A 26,573-nucleotide genomic window follows, 5' to 3' on the forward strand; every position below is an offset into this window, starting at 1 on the left:
AGCACGAGTCAGAGCCGCAGGCCGACCAGCTTCACCAGGAACCGGTCGAGCTGCCCGACGGCGGGCGGCCAGGGCAGGTCCGGCTCGTTGATGCGCTGCGCCAGCATGCCGTTGACGGCGGTCCGCAGGTCGATGGCGACGGTCGCGGCGTCGTCGGCCGGGGCCAGGCCGGCGTCCATGCACGCCTGGACCGCTTCGGTCGTGCGGGCGACCATGACCTCCTTGAACGGCATGCCGTGCCGCCGGTGGACCTTGCTCTCGTGGAGCACCTTGTAGAGCCCGGGGTGCTCCTGCGCCCACGTCGCCTGCGCCAGGATCCGGGCGCGCAGCGCGGCGGCCGGGTCCGGTGCGGCCGCGGCGGCTTCGTCGCCGGTGCGCACGAGGTCTTCGTGACAGCGCTGCATGGCGGCGAGGACGAGCGCGTCCCGGTCCGGGAAGTGCAGGTACACCGACGTCGCCGCGATCGACACCTCGCGCGCGACGGCCCGCAGGGACAGCGCCTCGTCGTCGGCCAGCTCGTCGAGCATCCGCACGGCGGCCGTGACGATCTCTTCTCGCAGCAGTTCGCCCTTGCCACGGGCGTTGGGACGGCGGCGGGCGGTGTCGTTCATGGTCGTCCCAGTGTAGCTGGACACCCATTGCGCTACAGGTGTAGCGTCACTCGCACTACAGCTGTAGCGCTACGGATGTTCTTCAACGGAGGGAGCACTACCTTGACCACCACCGAACAGCCGACGAACCTCGACCGGCTGGCCGCGCTCGACCCGGTCTTCGCCCAGATGGTCGGGGCCACCGCGAAGCACGTCCGGTCGATCCCCGAGCTGACCGACCGCGAGAAGACGTTCCTGTGCGTCACGGCCGACGTCTGCCAGGCGAGCCTGGGTCTGGCGTTCACCGCGCACGTGCGGACCGGGCTGGCCGCCGGGGTGTCCACCGCGGACATCCGGGAGCTGCTGCGGTTCGTCTCGTACGACTGCGGCTACCACGCGGCGACCGCCGGCATCGAACGGATCACCGAGCTCGAGGCGGAACTCGGGATTCCCCGGCCCGGGGCCGAACCGCTCGCGCCGGAACTGCTGGCGGACGGCCCCAGTCCGCTGCCGGACCCGGTGCGGGCCCGGCTCGACGAGCTGGACCCGCACTTCCGGGGCTTCTTCGACCTGCAGTCGCGGATGCGCGCCGGGCACGGGCCCGGCACGCTCAGCGAGCGGGAACGCGGCCTGGTCAGCCTCAGCGTCGACGTCCACTACCAGACCCTGGCCGACACGTTCCGCACGCACGTCGGGCGCGCGCGGCGGGGCGGCGCGTCACCGGAAGACGTGCGGGCGGCGCTGCGGTTCAACGCCCAGTTCGGCGTCACACGGGCTTGGCACGCTTGGGAGGCGCTGAACGTGATCCTGGCGGAAAGCTAGCCGAGGACCTCGTCCGCGAGCCGGTTCAGGTAGCCCGCGAAGCGCTCTCGGTCCTCCTTCGGCCAGTGGCCCACCAGCGTGTCGAACGCCTGACGCTGGTGGGCTCGCGAAGTCTCGAGGAACTCCTTCGCCGCGTCGGTGAGGGTGAGAACCGCGCGTCGCGCGTCGCGGGTCGACGTCGAGCGCTCCACGAAGCCGTCTCGGACCGCTTCGCCGACCATCCGGCTGGCCACCGAGCGGTCGATGCCCAGCTGGTGCGCGACGTCCGCGACGGTCACCTCGTCGGCCGCCGCGCCGTCGATCGCCTGGATCACGAAGAGGTTCGGCACCGTCCACGCCGGCGGGGCGCCGGCGGCGAAGCGCTCGACGACGTCCGGGGCCCACTGGCGGGCCCAGTGGCGGACCAAGCGGAACAGGGCCGGCCCGCCGGGCCTTGATGCGTGCATAACGCACACTATAACGTGTGCTTTATGCACGCATCTCGCAACCTTGCTTTCGCCGGTCTCCTGCTCGGCATGGCCATGGCCCAGCTCGACGGCCTGATCGTCACCGCGGCCCTGCCGTCGATCGGCGCCGACCTGCACACCCGCACCGGTCTCGTCGCGGTGACCGCGGCCGGCCTGCTCACCCTCACCGTCGCGACGCCGCTGCACGGCCGGCTCGGCGACCTCTACGGCCGCCGGGTCTCCTTCGCCGCGTCGGTCCTCGTGTTCGCCGCGGCATCGGCGTGGTGCGCCGCCGCGCCCGACGTCGGCTCGCTGATCGCCGCCCGCGCCCTGCAGGGGCTGGGCGGAAGCGGCCTGATCGTCACGGCCATGAGCGCGCTCGGCGAGCTGTTCGAACGGGACGAACTGCTGCGCCGCCAGGGCTGGCAGACGGCGGTCTTCGCGGCCGCCACCCTCGGCGGGCCGCCGCTGGGCGGGCTGCTCGCGGCGGGCCCGGGCTGGCGGTGGATCTTCCTGGTCAACCTGCCGCTGTGCGTCCCCGCGCTGCTGCTCGGCCTGCGCGGGCTGCCCGCGAGACCCCGCCGTGCCCGGGAGAAGTTCGACGTCGCGAGCAGCGTCCTGCTGGTGGCCGCCGGGTCCGCCGTCGTCGCGCTCGGCACCGACGACGCCCTCGCCCGCAGTCCTCTGTGGACGCCGATCCTGGCCGGAACGGCGGCGGTGGCGGGGTTCCTCTTCGTCCGGCGGCAGCGCCGCACGGCGAGCCCGTTGATCTCGCCGAAGGTGTTCGCGGACGCCGTGCTGGCGCGCGCGGTGGTGGTCAACGGCCTGGCGGGCGCCGCGCTCTACGGCACCTTCACCTACGTCGCGCTCGTCGCCGCCCTCGCCGCGGACGCGGCCGGCACCGGGGTCCTGCTCGTCGCGATGACCGCCGGGCAGCTCGTCCTCTCCGCGTCCTTCGCCGCGCTGGCCCGCAAACGGCCGGACATGACCGCGTGGGGCCGGTTCGGGTGCCTGCTCGGCACGGCCGGGCTCGCCGCCACCGCCGCCGCGGCCGTCCTCGGCGGCCGGCCCTGGCTCCTCGGCCCGGGGCTGTTCGCGATCGGGGCCGCGTTCGCGGTCTGCACGTCCGCGTACACCGTCCTGGGCCAGACCCGGGCGAAGCGCGAGCTGATGGGCGTGACGCTGGGGTCGCTGACGTTCGCCCGGCAGGCCGGCGGGCTGGCCGGAGCCGCGGTGTTCGGCTGGCTCGCGCTGGCCACGACCGGCGGGCTGGCCGCACCGGGCCTGACCGTCGTGTTCGCCGCGGCAGCCGTGACGATGCTGGTGGCGTGGCTCACAGCGCCGGCTGTCACGTCTTCGGACGCCGTCTCGTTCCCCTCCTGACCGAGACGAAGGAGAACGGGAAATGCCTCGCATCGCCGCGAAGAAGACCACCGAAGCCGGACCGGTCCTCAAGCTGTTCTACCGGATCGCCGGCCGCCGCTACGGCGCGGTGCCGGAGCCGATGGCCGTCGTCGCGCACCACCCCGGCCTGCTGCGGGCCAACACCGCGCATGAGCTGATGGTGGAGCGGGCGTCGAAGAAACTGCCGCCGAACGTGCGGGAACTCGCCGTCTACCGGGTCGCGACCCGGATCGGCTGCTCGTGGTGCGTCGACTTCGGCACCATGCTGCAGAAGCACGAAGGCCTGGACATCGAGCGGCTCAAGAAGATCGACGACTACGCGACCTCGCCCGCGTTCAGCCACCAGGAGCGGCTCGCGATCGCCTACGCCGACGCGATGTCCGGCGAGCACGTCACCGTGACCGACGAGCAGGTCGCCGAGCTCGAGCGCGAGTTCGGCCGCGACGGCGTCGTCGAGCTGACCTACCAGATCGCGCTGGAGAACTCGCGCGCCCGGATGAACAGCGCGCTCGGCATCGTCGACCAGGGCTTCACCTCGGGCGACGCCTGCCGCGTCCCGCTCCCGTAGGACCCCGGGAATCGGACCCCGGGGGGACGCGCCACCGGGGTCCGCCGCGGGACCGTTCCGGCCATGCACCTCGTCGCCAGTGAACGGATCAAGCTCTTCAGCATCGTCACGCCCTGGGTGTGCGGCGTCTTCGCGCTCGCCGCGCTGGTCGCCCCCGCCGCGCTCACCGCCCTCACGGCGACGGAGTCCCGGTTGCCGCCCACCGTCGCGAGCACCCAGTTCGGCTACCAGCTCGGGCTGGTCGCCGTGCTGGTGCTGGCGGCGCTCGCGGTGACGAGCGAATACCACTCCGGCACGATCCACGGCACCTTCCAGGCCGTGCCGAGCCGGACGCCCGCGCTGGTCGCGAAGGCGGTGGTCGTCGCCGGGTACGCCTTCGGGCTCGGCGAAGCGGCCGCGTTCGGGGCCTGGCTGGTCGCGCGGGTGCTCGCCCCGGACGCCGACCTGGCCCTGGACAGCGCCGCGGACTGGACGATCGTCGCCGGCACCGGCCCGGTCTTCGCCCTGGCCGCTCTCTGCGGGGTCGGCGTCGGCCTGCTCGTGCGCTACACCGCCGGCGCGGTCGCGGTCGTCGTCGCCTACCCGTTGATGGCGGAGAACGTCGTCCAGCTGATTCCCCGCGCGGGGCAGGCGATCCACCGGTGGCTGCCGCTGAACGCCGTCGCGAAGTTCCTCAGCGGCACCGGAGAAGCGAACGCGGGCCGGGACGGCGGCAACGCCACCGTCCTCTCGGACTCGCCGCTGAGCCCGGGCTGGGCCCTGGCCTACTTCGGCGGCTTCGCCGTCCTCCTGCTGGCGGCCGGGATCACGAGGGCGCGTCGCCAGGACGCGTGATCCGGGTCAGCTTGTCCGGGTTGACGACGTCGTAGATCGCCACGATCTTCCCGTCGCGGACGGTCATCGCCTGCACGTGCTCGTCGAGGGCGAAGAAGCCGTCTTGGCCCGGCTGCGGGGCGAGGTACACCCCCAGATCGCCGTTGACGAGCACCGGCGTGCCGCCGGTGAGCACCCCGGGCGGGTACTTGCTCGTGAGGCCCACGAAGAACCGGGCGATCTTGTCCGCGCCGACGATGAGCTGGCGCGTGGTCCGGCCCTTGCCGTTCGAGTCGCCGATGAGCACGACGTCCGGGGCCAGCAGCTCGGTCATCGCCCGGATGTCCCCGGCCTGCAGGGCGATGACGAACTTCTCGAGGATCTTCGCCTGGTCGTCGAGCGGCACGCGCGGCGCCGGGTCGGCGTCGGCGAGGGCCTTGCGGCCGCGGGAGGCGTGCTGGCGGGCGGCCTCGACCGAGACGCCGAGCGCGTCCGCGATCTCGGAGAACGGCACCGAGAAGGCGTCGTGCAGCACGAACGCGACGCGCTGCTCCGGGGTCAGCTTGTCGAGCACGACCAGCGCGGCCATCCGCAGCCCGTCGTCGCGCACCGCGACGTCCAGGGGGTCCTCGCTCACCGGCCGCCCGAACGGCGTGACGACCGGCTCCGGCAGCCAGTTGCCGACGTACTTCTCCCGCTGCGCGGCGGCCGACTTCAGCCGGTCGAGGCAGATCCGGCCGACGACCGTGGTCAGCCAGCCCCGCAGGTCGCGGATCGCCGCGCGGCCGGCGTCGTCCAGCCCGGCCAGCCGCAGCCAGGACTCCTGGACGGCGTCCTCGGCGTCGGCGCGCGTGCCGGTCAGCCGGTAGGCGACCCCGATCAGGTGACCGCGGTGCTCGGCGAACCGCGCGGCGAGCGTGTCCTGGGCGGTGGGCGTGGAGGCCATGCCCCCGAGTGTGCCGCACCCGGGGGAGAGGGGACGAGGGGGAAGGGAACAGCAAGACTAGAGTGGGTGGCGTGGCAGGACGGATTCGGGAGAGCGACATCGCGGAGGTGCGCGAGCGGAACCGGATCGACGAGGTCGTCGGGGAGTACGTGGCGCTGCGCCGCGCCGGCGGGGGCAGCCTGAAGGGCCTCTGCCCGTTCCACAACGAGAAGACCCCGTCGTTCAACGTCCGCCCGACGCACGGCACCTTCCACTGCTTCGGCTGTGGCGAGGGCGGCGACGTGATCAAGTTCGTCCAGAAGATCGATCTGATCACGTTCGTGGAGGCCGTCGAGCGGCTGGCGGACCGGGTCGGCATCCGGCTCACCTACGAGGGCGGCGGCGCGACCATCCAGCGCGACCGCGGCAGCCGCAGCCGGCTGATCGAGGCCCACCGCGTCGCGCAGGAGTTCTACGCCGAGCAGCTGCTCACCGACGAAGCGCGTCCGGCGCGCGACTTCCTCTCCGAGCGCGGGTTCGACGCCGCCGCGGCGAAGACGTTCGGCTGCGGCTACGCACCGGGCGGTTGGGACAAGCTGACGAAGTACCTGCTCACCCGCGGTTTCGAGGTCAAGGAGCTGCTCACGGCGGGGCTGTCCAAGGAGGGCCAGCGCGGCCCGATGGACCGGTTCCACCGGCGGCTGGTCTGGCCGATCCGCGACGTCGGCAACGAGGTCGTCGGCTTCGGCGCGCGGCGGCTGTTCGACGACAACCGGATCTCGGCGAAGTACCTCAACACCGCCGAGTCGCCGATCTACAAGAAGTCCCAGGTCATGTTCGGCCTCGACCTGGCGAAGCGCGAGATCGCGAAGCGCCACCAGGTCGTCGTGGTCGAGGGCTACACCGACGTGATGGCGATGCACGCGGCGGGCGTGCCGACCGCGGTCGCGTCGTCCGGCACGGCGTTCGGCGAAGACCACATGAAGGTGCTTCGCCGGCTGATGATGGACGACGACGCCTTCCGCGGCGAAGTGATCTTCACCTTCGACGGCGACGAAGCGGGCCAGAAGGCCGCGTTGAAGGCGTTCGAAGGCGACCAGACGTTCGCCGGGCAGACCTACATCGCGGTCGCGCCCGACGGCATGGACCCCTGCGAGCTGCGCCTGGCCAAGGGCGACAGCGCGGTGAAGGACCTGGTCGCGCGGCGGACGCCGCTGTTCGAGTTCGTCATCCGCAGCACGCTCAAGAACTACGACCTCGACTCGGTCGACGGCCAGGTCGCGGCGCTGCAGAAGACCGTGCCGATGGTCGCCTCGATCAAGGACCGCGCGGCCCGCGACGGCTACGCGTCGAAGCTCGCCTGGTGGGTGGGCTGGCAGGACGTGGCGCAGGTGGTCAACCGGGTCCGCGGCAGCGCGGGCGCGACCGACAAGCGGGGCGGGGCGCCCCTGCGCCAGCCCGCCCGCGTCGGCGCCCCGGCCCCCGCGCCGGAGCAGGACGTCGCCCGGCCCGCGCCGAAGGACCCGCGGTTCGCCATCCAGCGCGAGGCGCTGAAGGCCGCGCTGCAGCAGCCCGCGATCGCCGGGCCGGAGTACGACGCGCTGCCGCTGGAGGCGTTCACGCACCCGGTGTACGTCGCGGTGCACGAAGCCGTGCTCAAGGCCGGTGGCGCCGGTTCGGGCCTGACCGGCCCGGCGCTGCTGGACGCGGCCGCCCCGCACTGTCCGGAGGGGACGGTCCGGCGGGTGCTGTCGGAGCTGGCCGTGGAACCGTTGCAGGCCAAGGACGAGGTCGACTCGCGGTACATCTCGTCGATCCTCGCCCGGCTGCAGGAAAGCCTCGTCGGACGGCAGATCGCGGAGATCAAGTCGAAGCTGCAGCGGCTGTCGCCGGTCGAAGCGCCGGACGACTACCGCGCGCTGTTCGGCGACCTCGTCGCGCTGGAGCAGTACAAGAAGTCGCTGGGCGAGCAGGCGGCCGCCGGCGCGTGGAGCTGAGCCGTGGATAGCCGCTGGCTGCGCCGCTTGCTGGGCGACCGCACACCCCCGGGCTTCGCGGGTTCCCTGGAGCCCGGCGAGGACGTCGTCGACAGCGCCCCGGTGGAGGGTGGCGGGCACCTCGCCGTCACCCCGCTCGGGCTGTGGATCCCGGACGGCGACGGCGCGCGGCGCGTCGGCTGGCACCTGATCGGCAAGGCGGCCTGGGCGGACGGCGTGTTCACGCTGACCGAGTCGGCCGAGGTGGGCACCGCGGGTTCGGCCGTCGTGCTGGCCGACCTCGCGCCGGTGCGGTTCCGGCTGCCGTCACCCGGAAAGGTGCCGCACCACGTGCGCCTGCGCGTCGACGGCTCGGTCCGGTCGCGGCACCGGCAGGAGATCGGTTCCGGTGGCGCGTGGTTCGTGCAGCGCAAGGTGCCGGGCCGGGACGGCACGGTCCTGCAGGTGCGGCCGGACCCGGGCACCGACGTCGAGCTCGTGGCGGCCATCGCCGAGCAAGTCGCCGCGAAGCTGGTCAACCCCGCCGAGTAGCAGTACGCTCGTACTCAGTACAGGCGTACTGTTATTGGGAGGCGACCGTGTGGGATCCCGGGAAGTACCTCGACTACGCCGACCTGCGGGCCCGGCCCTTCTACGACCTGATCTCCCGGATCGGCGCGTCGTCTCCGCGACGGGTCGTCGACCTCGGCTGCGGCCCCGGCAACCTGACCGTGTCCCTCCGGGAACGCTGGCCTTCCGCGGTGCTGGAGTGCGGCGACAGTTCACCCGAAATGGTGGAAGCCGCCCGCTCTCGTGGCCTCGACGCCGCGTTGCTCGACGTCCGCGACTGGACGCCCGCACCCGACACCGACGTCGTCGTGTCGAACGCCGTCCTGCAGTGGGTGCCGGACCACTCCGCCTTGCTCCGCCGCTGGGCTTCGGAGCTGCCGCCGGGTGCTTTCCTCGCCGTCCAGGTACCGGGGAACTTCGACGCGCCTTCGCACGCGCTGACGCGGGAGCTGGCGGCGTCCCCGGCCTGGTCGTCCCGGCTGGCCGACGTCGTCCTGCGCGAGGACGACGCCGTTTCGAGCCCGCTCGAGTACGCGAACCTCCTGGCCGACGCGGGCTGCGACGTCGACGCCTGGGAGACGACGTACGTGCAGCCGCTGCGCGGGCCGCGGGCGGTGCTGGAGTGGATCACCGGAACGGCGTTGCGCCCGGTCCGGGCGGCCCTGTCCGACCCCGAGTGGGACCGGTTCCGCGCCGAACTGGCCCCGCGGCTCGACGCGGCCTACCCGACGCGCGCCGACGGGACCACCTGGTTCGAGTTCCGCCGGGTGTTCTTCGTGGCGAGGGTCAGCGCTTGAACTTCTCCCCGATCTTGGCGCGGGCGACGCCGGCGGCGCCCTGGACCATGGGGTGGTCGACGACCCGGCGGTAGGTGCGCACGAGCTGCTCGTACCGCCCCCGGCCTGCCTTGGCGCCCAGTACGTACCCCAGGCCTGCCCCCAGCAGGAACTTCTTCATCCGCGTCCACGCCTTCCGTCCGTAGGTCGTCCGACTGTCCATTGTCCAGGAAAACCCGGCCGCCGGGGGTGGTTGCGCTAAGTGGGGGGTGGTGCGAAGGCGTGCTGGGGCATGGGCTAAAGTTCTTCTCGTCGGTCGGAGACGACCGGCACCGGAAGTGAGCGACATTCCCCTGTAGCTCAACTGGCAGAGCATTCGGCTGTTAACCGGAGGGTTCTTGGTTCGAGTCCAAGCGGGGGAGCAAAGCCCAGGTCATAGACCTGGGCTTTTTTGCTACCCGGGAGTAGGGGCGATTTGGTGTCTGTTTGACAGTCGTCCAACGTCGGCTTGCTCAGCTGCCGCTGCTGCCCCGGTGACGCCGTCTGCTGGCTGTAGTGGTCGTCGGCGGGCTGCGGGCGGCTTCGCGGTGCACTCCGGTGCGCACTGTGTCGGCCTCGCGTCGATCGATGGCTCATGGGTGAGCACGACCCCGGGCGCCTGACGGCGGGGTCTTCGACCTCGGTGCCGGGCCGGATCTCTCCAGGACCATCGCGCCCGTCTCCGCGTCCGCGGACAACACCGCCGGCACCGGCCGGAGGGTGCGAATACGCGCAGCATCACGACCTGCTTGGTCGGCAGATCTCGATCGGGACCGAGCTTGAGCACCGCCGGCGTACCGTCCGGCCATCGACATCGCAGAACGACCGAAGACGCGCCGCTCTCGAACAGTTCACCGAGCGCGAGGTCCCGCCGGGCAGCCGGCCGTGCAGCGAGTCTTCGGCTGCCGGGGCGGTGAGAACGACGTCGGTCACAGCTTCTTGAGCCGCCGCCGGTTGACCGTCAGCACCTCGTCCGACAGGTCCGGGGCGGCGTCGGCGATCGCCCGGGAGAGGAGCAGTGCGCCGACCATCTGGCTGAACAGCGCCACCGCGCGCTCGCGGGCTTCGGCGGCAGAGAGTTCGGTGCCGGACTGGCGCGCGCGGTCGAGCAGCATGTCGGTGATGGTGGCGAAATAGCCGTCGAGCCCGCGCCGGTACTCGGCCTGGGCGGCGGCGCCGTGGCGGCCGGCGTCGGAGACGAGGGCGGCCGAGGCGCAGCCGATCTCGGGGTGGTCGCGGTGCTCGGCGTCGAGGTACTCGTCGACCATGTCGTGCAGGGCCGCGCGCGCCGAGCGGGGATGCGCTTCGCGGATCGCGTCGAGCGCCTCGAGCGAGTCGGTGAAGCCCTGGTGGAGGACTTCGAGAGCGAGGTCGTCCTTCGAGGCGAAGTGGTTGTAGAACCCGCCGTGCGTCATACCGGCCGACTTCATCAGCTCCTCGATGCCGATGCCGTCGATGCCGCGCAGCCGGAATCCCGCGCCGGCCGCGTTGACGATCTTCTCGTGGTTGAGCCGCTTCTGCTCTTGCGTGATGCGGGGCACGTCGACCACCTTCCTGGCGAGCTCGCTAGCGATGATACCCATCATCAAACCGAGTGTCCACGGAGAAGCCCGGCTTGACTGTTAATGATGACGACTGCAATCATAGATTGTGATGATGGACGTCATCGAAGACTGAGGGGACGGTCATGGACTTCGGAACCATCGGCGCCGGGACGGTCGCGCAGGCGATCGCGGGCCACCTCGTGACGGCCGGCCGCAAGGTGACGCTCAGCAACAGCCGCGGCCCGGACACGCTGCGCGACGTCGTGACCCGGCTGGGGCCGCTCGCGAGCGCGGGCACGGCCGGCGAAGCGGCCGCCGCCGACATGGTCTTCCTCGCCGTGAGGTGGCCCCAGGTCGGTGACGCGCTGGCCGAGCTGCCCGAGTGGGACGGCCGCATCCTGGTCGACACCACCAACAACCTCGAGTCGATGCGACCGGCCGTCGCCGATCTCGGGGTGGGGACGGCGAGCGAGTTCGTCGCCGATCGTGCGCCGGGCGCGCGCGTGGTCAAGGCCTTCAACACCCTCTACGCCCAGTACATCGCCGCCGATCCCCGGCACGCGGAAGGACGGCAGCTGCTCTTCTACGCCGGTGACGACCAGGCCGCCAAGGCGGATTTCCGCACCGTCGCCGACGCCCTCGGATTCGCTCCGGTCGACGCCGGGACGCTGCGCGAGGGCGGCCGCCTGATGCAGGTCGGCGGCCCGCTTTCGGCGCTGCACGCCCTGAAGCAGGACTGAGGTCATGAAAGCCTTGGCCTATGAGAAGGCACACGCGCTCGACGCGTTCGCCATCGAGCTGACCGAAGTCGCCGAACCTCGGCTGCGGGACGGTGACCTGCTGGTCGAAGTCCGGGCGATCGGCATCAACCCGGGCGAAGCCGCGATCCGGCAGACGCGCAGCGCCGAGCCCGGCGGGCGGGTCGTCCTCGGCTGGGAGTTCGCCGGGGTCGTCGCCACGGCCGGGCCCGCAGCCACCGGATTCGCGGCCGGGGACCGGGTGATGGGCACCGGCGACTTCACCCGCGACGGCAGCTGGGCCGAGCGCGTCGCGGTCGACCACCGGGTGGTGGCCAAGATCCCGGGCCGGCTCGCGTTCACCGACGCCGCATCGCTGCCCATCGGTGTCCTCACGGCCTGGGAATCGCTGTTTCGCGACCAGGACGCGCTGCCGCCCGGTGTCGGCCGCGTGCTCGTCGTCGGCGGAGCCGGCGGCGTCGGGTCGATGGCCACGCAACTGCTCAAGGCCACGACGCCGGCGTTCGTGATCAGCACGGCCTCGCGGCCCGAGTCGCGGAAGTGGGCGACGGCGATGGGCGCCGACCTGGTCGTCGACCACCGCGGCGACCTGGCCGGACAGCTCCGCACGGCCGGGATCGACCACGTCGACCTGGTGTTCTCGACCTCGGGCACCAGCGGCCACCTGGGGGCGATCGCCGAGGTGCTGCGCCCCTTCGGGCACCTGGCCGCCACCGACCTCGCCGGCCCCTTCGACCCGGGGGCCTTGACGGGCAAATCGCTGTCACTGCACAGCGAGATGGTGTTCTGCAAGATCGTGGCCGGCCGTGACGTCGGCAGCCAGGGCCGGATCCTCGCCCGGGCGGCGGACGACGTCGCGGCGGGTCGGCTCCGCCCGATCGTCACCACCGTGCTCGAGGGCCTGACCGCCGAAAGCATGAAGACGGCGCACGCCCTCGCCGAGAGCGGCCGGACCATCGGAAAGACCGTGATCCAGGTAGGCGGCTGAAGCCGGTGAACCACGGCGTCACTGAAAGCCGCCCTCAACGAAAGGAATTCCCGACATGACAACGGATCTGCTCGACGGTGAGTACGTCCCCAGTGCCGACGCGATGACCCGCGGCCAGGTCGAGCTCTACGAGCGCACCGACGGCCGCGAAGGCGCGACGATGGAGGGTGGCCCGGTGGTCGTGGTGACCATGCGTGGCGCCCGTTCGGGCAAGCTGCGCAAGGTCGCCCTGATGCGCATCGAGCGTGACGGCGTCTACGCCATCGGCGCGGCGGCCGGCGGCCAGGCCCGCAATCCGAGCTGGTTCCACAACCTCGTGGCGCACCCGACGGTGCAGCTGCAGGACGGCCCGGACCGCCGGCTGATGACCGCCCGGGTGGCCGAAGGCGCGGAGCGGGAAAACTGGCTGGCCTACACCGAAGAGCTCTACCCGTTTTTCGCCGGCCTTCGCGCCCGCGCCGTCGAGGCCGGCAACCGCGAGGTGCCGCTGATCCTGCTCGAACCCGTCGAGAGCTGACCGGACTCGCCACGGGCGCCCGGGCTCGCACCCGGGCGCCCCCACCGGCCGACGCCGGAGCCGACGAGCGCGGCGGATCATCACCTCCGCCACCGCGTGGAACACTGACGTCGTGCGGGTGCTGGGTCCGAGCGGCGAAGACGAGATGGTCGCCTGGTTCTTGCGCGGAGAACTGGCCAGCCCGCGGTTCGGCGGGACACTCCGGTCCCAGCTGGCGGCCGCCGGGCGGCCCGAGCGGTTGCTGACGGACCCCGATCTCTCCGACGCCGGAGCGAACCTCGCCCGTCGTGCTCTGCTCGCCGCGACGCGCGGATACGGCGAAAACCGCGACCTGTTCGAGAACTTCCCCACCCGAGTCACCTGGACGAGGGCACTCCTGTCCGCCGGCGAAGCGGCCGGTGTGCGCTACCTGGACTATTCCTATTGGGTCGAACTGTCGGGTGGCAGCCGGCGGCCGTCCGACGCGGCCACCCGGATCAAGGCCGGATCGCGGGCGTACGACGTGCCCGACGAACCGTTCTTCGACGCGGCCGAGGCACTCGCGGGGGGCGTGCGGTTTCCGCCGCTCATCCTCGTCGGCGCGAGGCCGGACGACCTGATCTGCCTCGAGGGTCATCTGCGCTTGACCGCCTACGCCCTCGCCGGCTTCCCGGCCGCCGTCGAGTGCCTGGTCGGCACCGCACCGGACATGGCGCGCTGGGTGAGCTAGCCGGGAATCGTTTCGCGGAATCCATTCTTTCTTTTCGCGTCAGCCGGCAGAAGTGAAACTTTCATTTCCGGCTGGACGTCCATTGGAAATCTGTGCTACAACGCAAATACCCTCGAGCAGACGTCTCGTGCCGGGGGACCGAGGATTTTCCCCCGTCCGCCGAAGGGGTTTCGCATGCCCAGGCTCAGCTCTCCGTTCCGGATCCTCGTGACCGCCGCGCTGCTCGTGCCGGCTTTCGGTGGCTCCACCCCGGGTGCCGCCGCCGCAACGACGACGACGACGACCCAGGCGGCCACGCCGAGCGCCGGGTGCGGCAAAAACCCCACGCTCACCAGCGGTAAACGGACGATCCAGAGCAACGGCAAGAGCCGCAGCTTCATCCTGAAGATCCCCGACACCTACGACAACAGCACGCCGCACCGGCTGGCCTTCGGTTTCCACTGGCTGGGCGGCACCGCCGAGCAGGTCGCTTCGGGCGGGAGTGACGGTTACGCATGGGCCTACTACGGCATGCAGTCCCAGTCGGGCAACTCCACGATCTTCGTGGCGCCCCAGGGCCTCAACAACGGCTGGGGCAATTCCGGCGGCGAGGACGTGACCTTCACCGACGACATGGTCCGGCTGATCGAGAACGACCTCTGCGTCGACACGACGCAGCTGTTCTCCGTGGGCTTCAGCTACGGCGGCGCGATGAGCTACGCACTCGCGTGTGCCCGGGCGACCGTCTTCCGCGCCGTCGCGGCGATCGCCGCCCCCGGCGCGATCAGCGGGTGCAGCGGCGGCACCCAGCCGATCGCCTACCTGGGCATCCACGGCGTCTCGGACAACATCGGCGCCGGACGCGGGCTGCGGGACACCTTCGTCCGGAACAACGGCTGTACCCCGCAGAACGCCCCCGAGCCCGCGGCGGGCAGCAAAACCCACTACCTGACCGTCTATTCGGGCTGCCGGACCGGCTACCCGGTGGTGTGGGCGCCGTTCGACGGTGGCCACCAGCAGGGCCCGGTGGACGGCTGCACCGGGTGCGAGAGCGGCGCGAGGAGCTGGACGAAGACCGAGATCTGGAAGTTCTTCAGCCAGTTCGGCGGCAGCGATCCGAACCCGCCCACCTCGCCGGTGCAGGTCGGGGTGAACTACTCCCTGGTGGCCGCGCACAGCGGCAAGTCCGCGGACATCAGCGGGGCGTCCACCGCGGCGGGGGCCACGCTGGTCCAGTGGGCTTCGCACACCGCGGCGAACCAGCAGTTCGATTTCCTGGCGACGAGCGACGGGTACTACCGGATCCGCGCGCGGCACAGCGGGCTGGTCCTGCAGGTCGCGAGTTCGGCCTCGGGTGCGGACATCACCCAGCAGCCGGACACCGGCGCGACGACCCAGCAGTGGCGGGTGACCGACCTGGGCGGCGGCGCGGTGAGCCTCGTCAACCGGGCCAGTGGCCTCGCCATGGACGTCTGGGGCGCCTCGACCGCCGACGGGGCCCGGATTTCGCAGTACCCCGCCTCCGGCGGCACCAACCAGCGGTTCCAGCTCCAGCGCGCATGAGGAGCGGAGGACGCAGATGCCCGACCTGACCCGGAGACAGGCGATCCGGCTGGGCGCCGCATTGGTGCCCCTCGTGTGGACGGCGACGGCGCGGCCCGGCTCGGCCGCGCCCGCGGACGTCCGCGCGGTGAACGACCTGGCGCTGTGGTACGACAAACCGGCCGGCACCGAGTGGCTGCGCGCGCTGCCGATCGGCAACGGCAGGCTGGGCGCCATGGTGTACGGCAACACCGACACCGAACGCCTGCAGCTCAACGAGGACACGGTCTGGGCGGGCGGCCCCCACGACTACAGCAACACCCAGGGCGCGGGGGCGCTGTCGCAGATCCGGCAGCTGGTGTTCGCGAACCAGTGGACGCAGGCGCAATCCCTGATCGACCAGAAGATGCTCGGCTCCCCGGCCGCCCAGCAGCCGTACCAGCCCGTCGGCACCCTCAGCCTCGCGCTGCCCGGCAACAGCGGGGTGTCCTCGTACCAGCGGTGGCTCGACCTGACCACCGCCACGACGGTCGTCACCTACGTCGCGAACAATGTGCGGTACCGGCGCGAAGTGTTCGTCAGCGCCGTGGACCAGGTGATCGTCCTGCGGTTGACGGCCGAGACGCCGGGCTCGATCTCGTTCTCCGCGTCGCTGGGCACCCCGCAGCGGGCGACGACGTCCAGCCCCGGTGGTTCGGCCATCGCATTGGACGGCGTTTCCGGGGACAGCCGGGGCATCGCCGGTTCGGTGCGGTTCCTCGCCCTGGTGAGCGCCGCCGCCGAGGGCGGGAGCACCGGCAGTTCCGGTGGCACGCTGCGGGTGTCCGGCGCCAACGCCGTGACGCTGCTGATCTCGGTCGGCACCAGTTACGTCGACTACCGCACGGTGAACGGGGACTACCAGGGCATCGCGCGGTCGAGGCTGGCCGCCGCCCAGGCGCTCTCCTACGACGCCCTGCGCGGCCGGCACGTGGCCGACTACCAGAAGCTCTTCGGGCGCACGACCCTCGACCTCGGCCGCACCGCCGCGGCCGACCAGCCGACCGACGTCCGGATCGCCCAGCACAACAGCGTCAGCGACCCGCAGTTCGCCGCGCTGCTCTTCCAGTTCGGCCGCTACCTGCTGATCTCCTCGTCCCGGCCGGGCACCCAGCCGGCCAACCTGCAGGGCATCTGGAACGACCAGCTGAACCCGTCGTGGGAGTCGAAGTACACCCTCAACGCCAACCTGCCGATGAACTACTGGCCGGCCGGCGTCACCAACCTCGCCGAGTGCCACGAGCCGGTGTTCGCCATGATCGGCGACCTCGCGGTCACCGGGGCCCGCACCGCCCAGGTCGAGTACGGTGCCCGGGGCTGGGTCACCCACCACAACACCGACGGGTGGCGCGGATCCTCCATCGTGGACTTCGCGCAAGCCGGCATGTGGCAGACCGGCGGGGCGTGGCTCGCCACCATGATCTGGGACCACTACCGGTTCACCGGCGACGTCGAGTTCCTGCGCGCCCGCTACCCGCTGCTGAAGGGTGCCGCCCAGTTCTTCCTCGACACCCTGGTGACCGAGCCGTCGCTGGGCTACCTGGTCACCAACCCGTCGAACTCGCCCGAGCTGAACCACCACGCGAACGCGTCCGTGTGCGCGGGGCCGACGATGGACATGCAGATCCTCCGCGACCTGTTCGACGGCTGCGCCGGCGCGTGCCAGGTGCTGGGCGTCGACGCCGCCTTCGCCGACCAGGTCAAGGCGGCGAGGCAGCGGCTGGCGCCGATGAAGGTCGGCTCGCGCGGGAACATCCAGGAATGGCTCTACGACTGGGTGGAGACCGAGCGGACCCACCGGCACATTTCGCACCTGTACGGGCTGTACCCCAGCAACCAGATCAGCAAGCGCGGCACCCCGCAGCTGTTCACCGCGGCCCGCAAGACGCTCGAACTGCGCGGCGACGACGGCACCGGCTGGTCACTTGCTTGGAAGATCAACTACTGGGCCCGCATGGAGGAGGGCGGCAAGGCGCACGACCTGCTCCGGCTCCTCGTGCGCACGGACCGGCTGGCGCCCAACATGTTCGACCTGCACCCGCCGTTCCAGATCGACGGCAACTTCGGCGCGACGTCCGGCATCGCCGAACTGCTGCTGCACAGCCACAACGGCGAGCTGCACGTCCTGCCCGCGCTGCCGCCCGCCTGGCCGGCCGGCAGCGTCACGGGCCTGCGCGGCCGCGGCGGCTACACGGTCGGCGCGGCCTGGAGCGGCGGCGCGGCGACGCAGCTGACCATCACGCCGGACCGCGACGGCGACGTCAAGGTCCGCAGCCGGATGTTCACCGCGGCCTACGAACTGCTCGACACCACGAGCGGCGCCGAGGTCCCGCCGGTGACCGTCGAGGCCGACTTGGTCCGCTTCGCGGGCCAAGCAGGCCACACCTACCGCGCCACCGCGCTCGGCGGGCCGCCGCCGGTGGTGGAACCCGGGGTGAACTACCGGCTCGTCGCCCAGCACAGCGGCAAATCGGCCGACATCAGCGGCGGCTCCACCAGCGCCGGGGCGGCGTTGATCCAGTGGCAGGCCACCAGTGGCCCGAACCAGCAGTTCGACTTCCTCGCCTCGGACGGCGGCTTCCACCGCATCCGGTCCCGCGGCAGCGGCCTGGTCCTCCAGGTCGCGTCCACCGCCACCGGCGCCGACATCGCCCAGCAACCCGACACCGGCGCCACGACCCAGCAGTGGCGGGTGACCGACCAGGGCAGCGGCGTGGTGAGCCTGGTCAACCGCGCCAGCGGCCTCGCCATGGACGTGTGGAGCGCCTCCACCGCCGACGGCGCGCGCATCTCGCAGTGGACCGTGACCGGGGCCGCCAACCAGCGTTTCCTGCTCCAGCGCGTGTGACGGGCCTGAGGAGCGTTGACCAGGAGCCGCATCAGGTGGACGCGCGTCGCGGTTCGCCGCCGTTCCCCGCGCAGACGGCTGTGCCAATCCTGCCGGGCAAGCTCCTCGCCGCCAGTCACGCCGTCCCCAGCAGCGCGGGCGGATGGCTCAGGCGAAGACCTGCCAGCCGTCGCCGGCGACGTCACCCGCGGCGACTCCGTTCGCGCCGCCGACGATCAGGGTTCCGTCGTAGACCACCTCGGGTACCTCCCAGTCCGTCGCGAGTTCCCGAAGAAACGCGCGAGCGAGCTTGGTCGCGCGGGGGAACACCCGTTCGGCCCAGCGGCGGATCGGGATCTGCTGCTGCCCTTCGGCTGCCTCCACGTCGGCGTGCACGGCGACGAACCGGTCGAGGCCGTAGCGGTGGGACGTGTCCAGGTGGGCGGGCTGCCGGGCGACCAGGGAGAACGGAATGCCGGGCCAGTTGCCGATCCGGCGCGCGACCAGGGGGAGCACGGCCGCCGGGGACAGTTCGCCGATCGGCGGCCCGTCGACGTCGGCGATCAACCCGGGCGGGCCGTCGGCGGCGACCTTCAGCAGGCCGTCGCGCAGGAGTCTCTTCCGTGAGCAGCAGGGCGCTCGGCCTCACCGCGGCGCACACGAGGTGGACTGACACCGGCTCGAAACAAGAAACCGGAGGGTTTTGGTTCGAGTCCACGCTGGAGGAGCGTTGTGATCGGTACTGTCGGCCGATGGGATTCACCGAGCGGGCACGCAGAGTGCGTGACAGGCGGCTGGCGCACGGCCGGCGGGTCGCGGCGTTGTGTTCGTGTGTTGGCTTGTACCACCCGATCGGTCACCGGGCGACGTTGAGCTTCCTCGAAGAGCTGGCCGGGCCGTACCAGCACCACGAATCGGCTCTGGTGCGGGCGCTGGAGGCGTTGGAGGCCAGTCGCGCGGTGTGGCGTGAGGAGGTCGCCTCGTACGTCGGCTCGCGCGTGAGCCAGAAGCGGCTCGGCCGGCGGGTGCCCTCCGTCGGTCCGCCGCCGGGCAGCTCGGGCGGGCACTGGTACGCGTCGAACCCGGCCGTGTCGCGCCGGGCGGCGCTGCACGCGCTCAAGCTGTGGGAGCGGGACCTGCCGGACTCGGCGACGCCCGAGGTGCGGTCGGTGGTGCGGTGCTGCCTCGCCACCGGCGGGCGGTTGACGGACGAGCAGCTGGACATCGTTTCGCGCCATCGAACGTGGGACGAGCCCGCGGAGGTTCGCTGGCCGATCACGCTCGTGGTGTCGGCCACCGGTGCGGTCCCGAGCGTGACTCGCCCAGCGGCCTGAGGGCGTCCCGCTGCGTGGTCGCCGCACGAGATCGGATCGTGACACAACTTGGGGTGGGGGTGGCGCGTCTTGGTGTCGTGAGAATGATCCCCATCGCCGGGCTCGGCCTGGTGGCCCTGCTGCTGACCGCCTGTAGTGGACAGACCGAGACCGCGGGCGCCGCGCAAGCGGTCGGACTGGCCGGAGCAGCCGGGACGACGAACGTGCCCGGGGTGCCGGCCGCGACGGTGGCGTTCGAGGGCGGGGACCAGTTGAGCCCGAAGGACCCGATCGTCGTCAAGGCGTCGGGTGGCACGTTGCAGGCGGTCACGGTCACGAACCCGCAGACCGGCAACGCCGTCAAGGGCGACCTCTCGGCGGACAAGACGACGTGGACCAGCAACGATCACCTCCGGTACGCGGCCACCTACCAGGTTGTCGCCACCGCGGTGAACCAGGCGGGCGCGGCGACCGAGCAGCGCGGGGAAGTACACACCCTCAAGCCGGCCGGGGTCGCCAGTCCTTCGCTCTTCCAGGCGGCGTCGGGCGATTTCGGGGTCGGCCTGATCATCGGCCTGAAGTTCGACCACGACATCACCGACAAGGCCGCGGTGGAGAAGTCCTTCAAGGTGACGTCCTCGCCCGCCCAGGGCGGCGGCTGGTACTGGGTGGGCAAGCGCGAAGTGCACTTCCGGCCCAAGGACTACTGGAAGGCCGGCTCGACCGTGAAGCTCGAGACCACGACCTTCGGCATGCCGATCGGGGGCGGCCTGTACGGCGGTCAGGACGTCTCCGCCACCTACAAGGTGCACGACTCGTGGATCGCCAAGGCGGACGGCAAGACGCACCAGATCAAGGCGTACCACAACGGGCAGCTGGTGAAGACCGCGCCGACCAGCATGGGCAAGACCGCCGACACCCCGCCGCGGGGCGCGACGCCGACCTTCAACGGCACGCACACCGTGCTGGGGAAGGAGGACCACAAGATCATGGACTCCTGCAGCTACGGCGTGTGCGAGGGCGACCCCGGCTACTACAAGGCACCGGAGAACTGGAACGTCCGGATCTCCAACGACGGCGAATACCTGCACGAGAACCTGAAGACGGTCGGCGTGCAGGGCAGTGACAACGTCTCCAACGGCTGCCTCAACATGAACACCGAGAACGCCAAGTGGTTCTTCGACACCTTCAACGTCGGCGACGTCGTCGAGGTCACCAACTCGGGCGGGCCGCAGCTGTCGATCAACAACGGCCACGGTGACTGGGCCATCAGCTGGAGCGCCTGGCAGGCCGGCAGCGCCCTGCACGGCTGAACCCCGGCACGGTGAGCGGGGGCGAAGTCCTCGACGTCGAGTACACAAAGGACTTCCCAGGCCGCTGTTCGACCCCAAAATCTGGGAACGCTCCCAGCGTCCGGCGCCTGAAGTCCTCCCGATACGGCCCGGTCGACAACGCGGATTACGCCGGACAGTCCCGTGCTGCACCCCCGAATCGCCTATCCGGAGCGGTGACGCTTTACAGACCGGGTACGGGTCCTTACCGTCGATCCGGAAGCGCTCCCAGAACCGAGGAGGCGGAGTGCACGCTTCGACGTTGAAGTGGCTGTCCCGGGCGCTCGTGGCGCTCCTCGTGCTCGGCTTGGCCGCGGTGGTGCCCGGCCTGTCCCCGGCCGCCCGCGCCGCCGGCGGCAAGTTCGCCTACGGCGAGGCCCTCCAGAAGGCGATCTGGTTCTACGACGCGCAGCGCTCCGGCGCGCTGCCCCCCGGCAACCGGGTCTCCTGGCGCGGCCCGTCCGCTCTCGGTGACGGCTCGGACGTCGGCCTGGATCTGACCGGTGGGTTCTACGACGCCGGCGACCACGTGAAGTTCGGCCTGCCCTTCGAATTCAGCATGAGCATGCTGGCCTGGGGCGCGCTGGAGAACCGCGCCGCCTACCAGGACTCCGGGCAGTGGCCGTACCTGCTCTCGAACCTGCGCTGGGGCAACGACTGGCTGATCAAGGCCCACCCCCAGCCCAACGTGCTCTACGGCCAGGTCGGCAAGGGCGACGACGACCACAAGTGGTGGGGTCCCGCCGAAACCATGACCATGGCCCGCCCCGCCTACCGCGTCGACCCCTCCTGCCCCGGCTCCGATCTCGCCGGCGAAGGCGCCGCGCAGCTGGCCGCCGGCTCACTGGTCTTCCGGGCCGACGACCCCGCCTACGCGGCTACTCTGCTCACCCACGCCAAGCAGCTCTACTCGTTCGCGGACAACTACCGGGGCGCCTACTCCAACTGCATCACCGACGCCCAGAACTTCTACAAGTCCTGGAGCGGCTACCAGGACGAGCTGGTGTGGGGCGCGATCTGGCTCTACAAGGCCACCGGCGACGCCGGCTACCTGACCAAGGCGCGCGCCGAGTACGGGAAGCTGGCCACCGAGCCGCAGACCTCCACCCGCTCCTACCGCTGGACGCTGGCCTGGGACGACAAGTCCTACGGCGCGTACGTCCTGCTCGCCCAGCTCACCGGCGATCCCGAGTACGTCGCCGACGCCAACCGCTGGCTGGACTGGTGGACCACCGGCGTCAACGGCCAGCGCGTGCCCTACTCCCCGGGCGGCCAGGCCGTGCTCGACCAGTGGGGCTCGCTGCGGTACGCCGCCAACACCGCGTTCGTCGCCCTCGCCTACTCGGACTGGCTCCGGACCGCCGACCCCGCCCGCGCCACCACGTACCACGACTTTGCCGTGCGGCAGATCGACTACGCGCTCGGGGACAACCCGCGCGGCGCGAGCTACGAGGTCGGGTTCGGCGTCAACCCGCCCCGCAACCCGCACCACCGCACCGCGCACGGCTCCTGGGCCGACAGCATCACGGACCCGGTGACGAGCCGGCACACCCTGTACGGCGCCCTCGTCGGCGGCCCCAGCTCGGCCAACGACGCGTACACCGACGACCGCAGCAACTACACCATGAACGAGGTGGCGCTCGACTACAACGCCGGCTTCACCGGCGCGCTGGCCCGGCTGTACGCCGAGTACGGCGGCGCACCGCAGGCGAACTTCCCGCCGAAGGAAACCCCGGACGGCCCGGAGATCCTGGCGCAGGGTGCGCTCAACCAGCCCGACGGCGGCACGTTCACCGAGGTCAAGGCGTACGTGCTCAACAAGTCGGCGTGGCCGGCGCGCACGTTCACCGGTTCGCTGCGCTACTACTTCACCCTCGACGGCGCCACCACGCCCGGCCAGATCTCGGTCACCTCCGCGTACAACCAGTGCGATGCGCCGACGGTGCACCAGTTCTCCGGCTCGGTGTACTACGTCGACGTGCCGTGCTCCGGCGGCGTCGCCCCCGGCGGTCAGTCGCGCTACCGCAAGGAGGTGCAGTTCCGGATCACCAGCAGCGGGACCTGGAACCCCGGCAACGACTGGTCGCACACCGGCCTCGCACCCAGCGGAACCGCGCCGGTGAACAACCCGCAGCTGGTGCTCGCGCAAGGCTCCGCGGTGGTGTGGGGGAGCACGCCCGGACAGTCCACAGAGGATACGACCCCGCCCGCCGCGCCCACGGGGGTCACCGCCACGCCCGGCAGCACCGGCGTCGGCCTCACCTGGACCGCCGCCACCGACGACGTCGGCGTCGCCGGGTACGACGTGCTGAACTCGGCCGGCGCGGTGGTGGGCGCCACCACGAGCACCAGCTACCAGGTCACCGGCCTCACTCCCGGCACCGCGTACACGTTCTCGGTCCGCGCCCGGGACGCCGCCGGCAACCAGTCGGCGGCCAGTAGCCCGGTCTCGGTCACCACCACGACCGGCGGAAACACCGGCACCGGCTCGCTCGCCGTGCAGCAGCACGGCGACAGCACCGCTGTCGGCAACCAGATCCGCACCAGCCTCCAGATCGTCAACCGGGGCACCACGGCCACCGCCCTGAACAGCGTCACCGCGCGCTACTGGTTCACCGGCGACGCGACCAACCCGGGCTACCAGGTCTGGTGCGACTACGCGGTTCTCGGCTGCGGGAACGTCACCCTGCGCGTGGTGAAGCTCAGCGCGCCGCGTCCGGGTGCGGACGCATACGTCGAGGTCAGCCTCGCCGGCGGCACCCTCGCCGCCGGCGCGGGCACCGGCGAGATCCAGGTGCGGATCGCCAAGGCCGACTGGTCCGCCTTCAACCAGGCCGACGACTACAGCTACCGCGCGGCGGCGTCGTTCACCGACCTCGCCACCGCCACCGCCTACCAGTCCGGCGCCCTCGCCTGGGGCACCGAGCCCTGACGCGGGAACAACGGCAGGCCAGGATCTCCGCGATCCTCGGCGAGCACGCTCGGGACGTCGTGGCGCTCCAGGAGGCGTGGTCGGCACCCGATCGCGAGCGAGCGGCGGAGCTCGTCGGCACCGCGGCAGCCCGCACCACGGTGCCCTCCGACCACTCCGGGGTGCCGGCCGAACTGCGCTACTGAACGGCGCCGGACGTGCGCAGGCAGGCTGCTTCCGAACCCTGGTCTCAGAACTGCAGCGACTGAGTGCCGCAGACGACGGCGAGGGCCAGGCGGTCGGCGTCTTCGGTGCCGGGCTGGGCGGTGTAAACCGTGATGCGCAGGTCGTCCAGCGTTACGAGCAGGGTGTCGCAGTCCAAGGTGATCCGGCCGACCGCCGGGTGGTCGACGGTCTTGCGTCGGGATGGGTCCGCCGGGGGCGGCGGTGCCTCGGCGTCCCAGAGCTCGGCGAAGCGCGGGCTGCCGGAGGTCAGGTCGGCGATCAGGCGCCGCAGCGCACGGTCGGCGGGGTAGCGCGACGCCGTCAGGCGCAGATCGGCCACGAGGCGGGCTTCGTGTTCGGCCTGTTCCCGCGGGGTGTGCACGACCCGTGAGGGCAGGCGGGCGACGTTGCGCCAGACGGCGTTGCGGTCCAGGCCGCGCCAGGTGGTCGTGTCGCCCATGAGCGCGTCGTAGGGGGCGTTGGCCAGCACCAGCGTCCAGCTGGCGTCGTAGACGACCACCGGGGTGTGCGAGAGCCGGTCGAGCAGCCGTTGCACGCTCGGGGGCACCCGTGACGACACGACGTCCGGGCCTGGCGCGGCGTGCCCGGCCAGCCGGTAGAGCAGTTCTCGTTCGGGGTCGGACAGACGCAGTGCGCGCGCCAGCGACTCCACCACTTGAGCCGACGGGGCGGTCGCGCGTCCTTGCTCGAGGCGGGTCAGGTAGTCGGCCGAGATGCCGGCGAGCGCGGCCAGCTCTTCGCGGCGCAACCCGTCGGCCCGGCGTCGGCGGCCCACCGGCACGCCGACGGTCTCGGGTGTCATCCGGTCGCGCCAGCGGCGTACCGTCCGGCCGAACTCCCACGCTTCCACGCTGTCCAGTCTGCCCGGGTCCGCAGGGACTGTCCTGGCCCTGGCAGTCCTACGAAAACCGGACGACTGCCTGCCGGCCCGCCGTTCCCGCAGGCTGGGGCCATGACCGAATCCGGAACCGTGCTGATCACCGGCCCGACGCGCAACCTGGGCCGCCACGCCGTGCTGGCCATGGCCGACCGCCCCGAGGGGGAGCGACCCGACCTGCTGCTCGTCGGCCGCGCCGGCCGCGACCTGACCGCGGTCGCCGAGGAGGCCCGTGCCCTCGGCGCGCGCGTCCACGAGATCGGCTGCGACCTGGCGAGCGTGGCCGACGTCCGTGCCGCCGCGGCCACCGCGCGCGGCCTGCTCGCCGACGGCGTCGTCCGGCCGCTGCGAGCGCTGGTCGCCAACGCCGGCACCATGTCGGTCGACACCCGGCAGGCCTCGCCGGACGGCTACGAGCTGACCTTCGCCGTCAACTACCTGGCTCACGCCCAGCTGATCGGAGACCTGCTCGGCTCCTTCACCGCCCCGGCGCGGGTCGTGCTGGTCGGATCGAACACCTATTACGCCAACTTCTGGCGCAAGCTGCTGCACGTGCCCGAGGCCGAGTGGGCCGATCCCGTGTTGCTGGCGCGCCCGGCCGCCGGTGAGCAAGTGCCGGGGATGTCCGCCTCCGGTGTCGCGTATTCCAACGCCAAGCTGGCGATCCTGTACTACGCCCACGAGCTGCAGCGCCGGGCCGGCACCGGGATCGGCGTATCGGTGTTCGAACCGGGCTGGATGCCCGGCACCGCGCTGGGCCGCGGCGCACCCGCGGCACTCCAGGCGGTCAGCCGCGCCGTGGGCCGGATTCCGGGCGTGTCGACGCCGCGGCGCTCGGGGCCGCTGCTGGCCGCGCTGGCGCTCGACGACAAGTGGGCACACCTGCGTGACGGCGCGTTCGTGGTCAAGACCAAGGCGGTGGAGGTCCGGCCGGTCGCCCACGACCGCGATCGCGAGCGGCGCCTGTGGGAGGCGACCATCGAGCTGTTGGAACGTGCGGGCGCGTCGCGTTAACCAGTGCCGCGGGTGATCGAGGTCGGTTCTGCTTCGCTCAGCCGCCGGCGGATGCCGTAGGTGGCCGCGGCCATCGCCAACGCGAAGGCCCACAACGGCCACAGCAGCATCGGCAGCGTGACCAGCGGCCAGTCGGTCACGGCGGCGAGGGCCGAGTCGGTCGTGGCGAACGTCAGCAGGAGGTCCTTGGCGGTGGTCGCCACCATCACCGCGACCACCAGGCCGGGCACCACCGCCAGCCGGATGGGGACGCGTCTGCCGCGCAGCACCGGGATCCAGCGGGGGAAGGTCTCACCCCAGGGCCGGATCAGCCCGCTGGTGAGCCAGGCGCCCGCGGCGGCCGACACGGCCAGCCCGAGACCCGCCCACAGGATCGGTTCGCCGAAGCCGAACATGTCGAATCCCGGCACGCAGAAGAACATCAGCACGCGGGTGAGCGCATAGAGCACCGGTGCTTCGATCGCGATCTTCGTCCAGAACCGGGTCCGCGCCTTCGCCCGGGCGAGCCGCCGCTCCCGATCGGCCTCTGTCGCCGTCGGTCCGGTGCCGCCGAGCCCGCGGCGCAGCCGCCCGGCGATGACCGCACCGAACGCGGCCACGGTGACCAGGAGAGTCACCTGGAGCGCCAGGCCCGGGGACAGCAGGACCGACGGGTTCACCTCGTCGAAACCCAGGACCGAACCGATCACGATGGCCGGGAGGTAGCCGGCGAGGATCAGGTTGGAGCCGTCCATCAGCAACAGCAAGGCGATGATCGACGCGCCGGCCACCCACGGCGCCGCGGCCGCTGCCCGGCGTGTTGTCAGAAGCCACAGCGCCCCGGCCAGCGCGATGACCGCGCAGGTGGCGAAGATCCCGTTGGCCCAGCCGTCCGGGTAGGCCGCCAGGGCCGAGCTGAATTTCCGGTCGGGCCGGTCCAGCGGATTCGGTACGTCCGCCACCAGCCAGTACAAACCCAGCGCGCTCAAGGCAAAGCTCGCCGCGGCAGCTGCGGTCACGGGAAGCCGCGTCCCGGTCGGAGGATCAGTGGTATCCATAGGGCAACCCTG

General features: G+C 71.6%; 26 protein-coding genes and 1 tRNA gene. 19 read left to right on the forward strand and 8 right to left on the reverse strand.

Translation table 11 applies throughout. The annotated features are described in order from the left end of the window. Nucleotides 1-8 precede the first annotated feature (8 nt). Nucleotides 9-611 (reverse strand): TetR/AcrR family transcriptional regulator, encoded by a 603-nt coding sequence (locus ACH54P_RS43540; protein WP_489909140.1) that lies wholly within the window; start codon nucleotides 609-611, stop codon nucleotides 9-11. A gap of 102 nt (nucleotides 612-713) precedes the next feature. On the opposite strand from ACH54P_RS43540, the gene ACH54P_RS43545 reads away from it, so the two are divergent. Then, complete coding sequence (locus tag ACH54P_RS43545) at nucleotides 714-1,412, forward strand: carboxymuconolactone decarboxylase family protein (protein WP_489909141.1); 699 nt, start codon at nucleotides 714-716, stop codon at nucleotides 1,410-1,412. Here ACH54P_RS43545 and ACH54P_RS43550 read toward each other — a convergent pair. After that, on the reverse strand, nucleotides 1,409-1,858 hold the full coding sequence (locus ACH54P_RS43550; RefSeq protein ID WP_489909142.1) for a MarR family winged helix-turn-helix transcriptional regulator: 450 nt from the start codon (nucleotides 1,856-1,858) through the stop codon (nucleotides 1,409-1,411). The genes ACH54P_RS43545 and ACH54P_RS43550 overlap by 4 nt on opposite strands. Before the next feature lie 24 nt (nucleotides 1,859-1,882). Between ACH54P_RS43550 and ACH54P_RS43555 the strand changes: the two genes are divergently transcribed. The 3 genes from ACH54P_RS43555 (at nucleotide 1,883) to ACH54P_RS43565 (ending at nucleotide 4,664) form a co-directional block, all read left to right on the forward strand. Beyond that, nucleotides 1,883-3,241: an MFS transporter gene (locus ACH54P_RS43555; protein WP_489909143.1), complete on the forward strand. Its 1,359-nt coding sequence runs from the start codon at nucleotides 1,883-1,885 to the stop codon at nucleotides 3,239-3,241. A gap of 22 nt (nucleotides 3,242-3,263) precedes the next feature. Then, on the forward strand, nucleotides 3,264-3,830 hold the full coding sequence (locus ACH54P_RS43560) for a carboxymuconolactone decarboxylase family protein (RefSeq protein WP_489909144.1): 567 nt from the start codon (nucleotides 3,264-3,266) through the stop codon (nucleotides 3,828-3,830). Between the two features lie 63 nt (nucleotides 3,831-3,893). Beyond that, nucleotides 3,894-4,664 (forward strand): hypothetical protein, encoded by a 771-nt coding sequence (locus ACH54P_RS43565; protein ID WP_489909145.1) that lies wholly within the window; start codon nucleotides 3,894-3,896, stop codon nucleotides 4,662-4,664. On the opposite strand, the gene ACH54P_RS43570 is transcribed toward ACH54P_RS43565, so the two are convergent. Beyond that, nucleotides 4,636-5,589, reverse strand: coding sequence for a sigma-70 family RNA polymerase sigma factor (locus ACH54P_RS43570; protein ID WP_489909146.1), 954 nt, complete (start codon nucleotides 5,587-5,589; stop codon nucleotides 4,636-4,638). The two genes, ACH54P_RS43565 and ACH54P_RS43570, sit on opposite strands and share 29 nt — an antisense overlap. 62 nt (nucleotides 5,590-5,651) lie before the next feature. Between ACH54P_RS43570 and dnaG the strand changes: the two genes are divergently transcribed. From dnaG to ACH54P_RS43585, 3 genes are read left to right on the forward strand one after another with little or no spacing between them, the layout of a single operon-like run. Beyond that, entirely contained in the window at nucleotides 5,652-7,565 is a 1,914-nt protein-coding gene (gene dnaG, locus ACH54P_RS43575) for a DNA primase (protein WP_489909147.1), read from the forward strand. 3 nt (nucleotides 7,566-7,568) lie between these two features. Further along, nucleotides 7,569-8,096: a hypothetical protein gene (locus ACH54P_RS43580; RefSeq protein ID WP_489909148.1), complete on the forward strand. Its 528-nt coding sequence runs from the start codon at nucleotides 7,569-7,571 to the stop codon at nucleotides 8,094-8,096. 47 nt (nucleotides 8,097-8,143) lie between these two features. After that, nucleotides 8,144-8,911, forward strand: coding sequence for a trans-aconitate 2-methyltransferase (locus ACH54P_RS43585; protein ID WP_489909149.1), 768 nt, complete (start codon nucleotides 8,144-8,146; stop codon nucleotides 8,909-8,911). Here the strand turns inward: ACH54P_RS43585 and ACH54P_RS43590 are convergent. Continuing rightward, nucleotides 8,901-9,071 carry a hypothetical protein gene (locus ACH54P_RS43590; RefSeq protein ID WP_489909150.1) on the reverse strand — a complete coding sequence of 57 codons (171 nt, stop codon included), beginning with the start codon at nucleotides 9,069-9,071 and terminating at the stop codon, nucleotides 8,901-8,903. The two genes, ACH54P_RS43585 and ACH54P_RS43590, sit on opposite strands and share 11 nt — an antisense overlap. 168 nt (nucleotides 9,072-9,239) lie before the next feature. Between ACH54P_RS43590 and ACH54P_RS43595 the strand changes: the two genes are divergently transcribed. Continuing rightward, a tRNA-Asn gene (locus ACH54P_RS43595) sits at nucleotides 9,240-9,312 on the forward strand. Nucleotides 9,313-9,858: 546 nt separating this feature from the next. Here the strand turns inward: ACH54P_RS43595 and ACH54P_RS43600 are convergent. Continuing rightward, nucleotides 9,859-10,470, reverse strand: a complete 612-nt coding sequence (locus tag ACH54P_RS43600; protein WP_489909151.1) for a TetR/AcrR family transcriptional regulator — start codon at nucleotides 10,468-10,470, stop codon at nucleotides 9,859-9,861. A gap of 146 nt (nucleotides 10,471-10,616) precedes the next feature. Between ACH54P_RS43600 and ACH54P_RS43605 the strand changes: the two genes are divergently transcribed. The 6 genes from ACH54P_RS43605 (at nucleotide 10,617) to ACH54P_RS43630 (ending at nucleotide 17,853) form a co-directional block, all read left to right on the forward strand. Continuing rightward, nucleotides 10,617-11,213 carry an NADPH-dependent F420 reductase gene (locus ACH54P_RS43605; RefSeq protein ID WP_489909152.1) on the forward strand — a complete coding sequence of 199 codons (597 nt, stop codon included), beginning with the start codon at nucleotides 10,617-10,619 and terminating at the stop codon, nucleotides 11,211-11,213. 4 nt (nucleotides 11,214-11,217) lie between these two features. After that, on the forward strand, nucleotides 11,218-12,219 hold the full coding sequence (locus ACH54P_RS43610) for a zinc-binding dehydrogenase (RefSeq protein ID WP_489909153.1): 1,002 nt from the start codon (nucleotides 11,218-11,220) through the stop codon (nucleotides 12,217-12,219). Between the two features lie 55 nt (nucleotides 12,220-12,274). Beyond that, nucleotides 12,275-12,736, forward strand: a complete 462-nt coding sequence (locus ACH54P_RS43615; RefSeq protein ID WP_489909154.1) for a nitroreductase/quinone reductase family protein — start codon at nucleotides 12,275-12,277, stop codon at nucleotides 12,734-12,736. A gap of 112 nt (nucleotides 12,737-12,848) precedes the next feature. After that, nucleotides 12,849-13,445, forward strand: a complete 597-nt coding sequence (locus ACH54P_RS43620) for a hypothetical protein (protein WP_489909155.1) — start codon at nucleotides 12,849-12,851, stop codon at nucleotides 13,443-13,445. Between the two features lie 174 nt (nucleotides 13,446-13,619). Further along, on the forward strand, nucleotides 13,620-14,987 hold the full coding sequence (locus ACH54P_RS43625; protein WP_489909156.1) for an RICIN domain-containing protein: 1,368 nt from the start codon (nucleotides 13,620-13,622) through the stop codon (nucleotides 14,985-14,987). Nucleotides 14,988-15,003: 16 nt separating this feature from the next. Then, entirely contained in the window at nucleotides 15,004-17,853 is a 2,850-nt protein-coding gene (locus ACH54P_RS43630; protein ID WP_489909157.1) for a glycosyl hydrolase family 95 catalytic domain-containing protein, read from the forward strand. Nucleotides 17,854-18,000: 147 nt separating this feature from the next. On the opposite strand, the gene ACH54P_RS43635 is transcribed toward ACH54P_RS43630, so the two are convergent. Next, complete coding sequence (locus ACH54P_RS43635; protein ID WP_489909158.1) at nucleotides 18,001-18,399, reverse strand: hypothetical protein; 399 nt, start codon at nucleotides 18,397-18,399, stop codon at nucleotides 18,001-18,003. A 272-nt stretch (nucleotides 18,400-18,671) separates the two neighbouring features. Between ACH54P_RS43635 and ACH54P_RS43640 the strand changes: the two genes are divergently transcribed. From ACH54P_RS43640 to ACH54P_RS43655, 4 genes are all read left to right on the forward strand, one after another. Then, on the forward strand, nucleotides 18,672-19,166 hold the full coding sequence (locus ACH54P_RS43640) for a hypothetical protein (protein ID WP_489909159.1): 495 nt from the start codon (nucleotides 18,672-18,674) through the stop codon (nucleotides 19,164-19,166). Between the two features lie 83 nt (nucleotides 19,167-19,249). After that, nucleotides 19,250-20,458, forward strand: coding sequence for a L,D-transpeptidase (locus tag ACH54P_RS43645; protein ID WP_489909160.1), 1,209 nt, complete (start codon nucleotides 19,250-19,252; stop codon nucleotides 20,456-20,458). A gap of 265 nt (nucleotides 20,459-20,723) precedes the next feature. After that, the gene (locus ACH54P_RS43650) at nucleotides 20,724-23,408 is read left to right on the forward strand and encodes a glycoside hydrolase family 9 protein (protein ID WP_489909161.1); all 2,685 of its coding nucleotides are present in this window, start codon (nucleotides 20,724-20,726) and stop codon (nucleotides 23,406-23,408) included. Between the two features lie 59 nt (nucleotides 23,409-23,467). Beyond that, nucleotides 23,468-23,593: a hypothetical protein gene (locus ACH54P_RS43655; RefSeq protein WP_489909162.1), complete on the forward strand. Its 126-nt coding sequence runs from the start codon at nucleotides 23,468-23,470 to the stop codon at nucleotides 23,591-23,593. Nucleotides 23,594-23,637: 44 nt separating this feature from the next. Here the strand turns inward: ACH54P_RS43655 and ACH54P_RS43660 are convergent, their stop codons facing one another. After that, on the reverse strand, nucleotides 23,638-24,483 hold the full coding sequence (locus tag ACH54P_RS43660; RefSeq protein ID WP_489909163.1) for a helix-turn-helix transcriptional regulator: 846 nt from the start codon (nucleotides 24,481-24,483) through the stop codon (nucleotides 23,638-23,640). 102 nt (nucleotides 24,484-24,585) lie between these two features. Between ACH54P_RS43660 and ACH54P_RS43665 the strand changes: the two genes are divergently transcribed. After that, nucleotides 24,586-25,524 carry an SDR family NAD(P)-dependent oxidoreductase gene (locus ACH54P_RS43665; RefSeq protein WP_489909164.1) on the forward strand — a complete coding sequence of 313 codons (939 nt, stop codon included), beginning with the start codon at nucleotides 24,586-24,588 and terminating at the stop codon, nucleotides 25,522-25,524. Here ACH54P_RS43665 and ACH54P_RS43670 read toward each other — a convergent pair. Then, nucleotides 25,521-26,522: a hypothetical protein gene (locus ACH54P_RS43670; protein WP_489909165.1), complete on the reverse strand. Its 1,002-nt coding sequence runs from the start codon at nucleotides 26,520-26,522 to the stop codon at nucleotides 25,521-25,523. The two genes, ACH54P_RS43665 and ACH54P_RS43670, sit on opposite strands and share 4 nt — an antisense overlap. Between the last annotated feature and the right edge of the window lie 51 nt (nucleotides 26,523-26,573).

It is taken from the genome of Amycolatopsis sp. N2S4-7 (genome assembly GCF_058119595.1).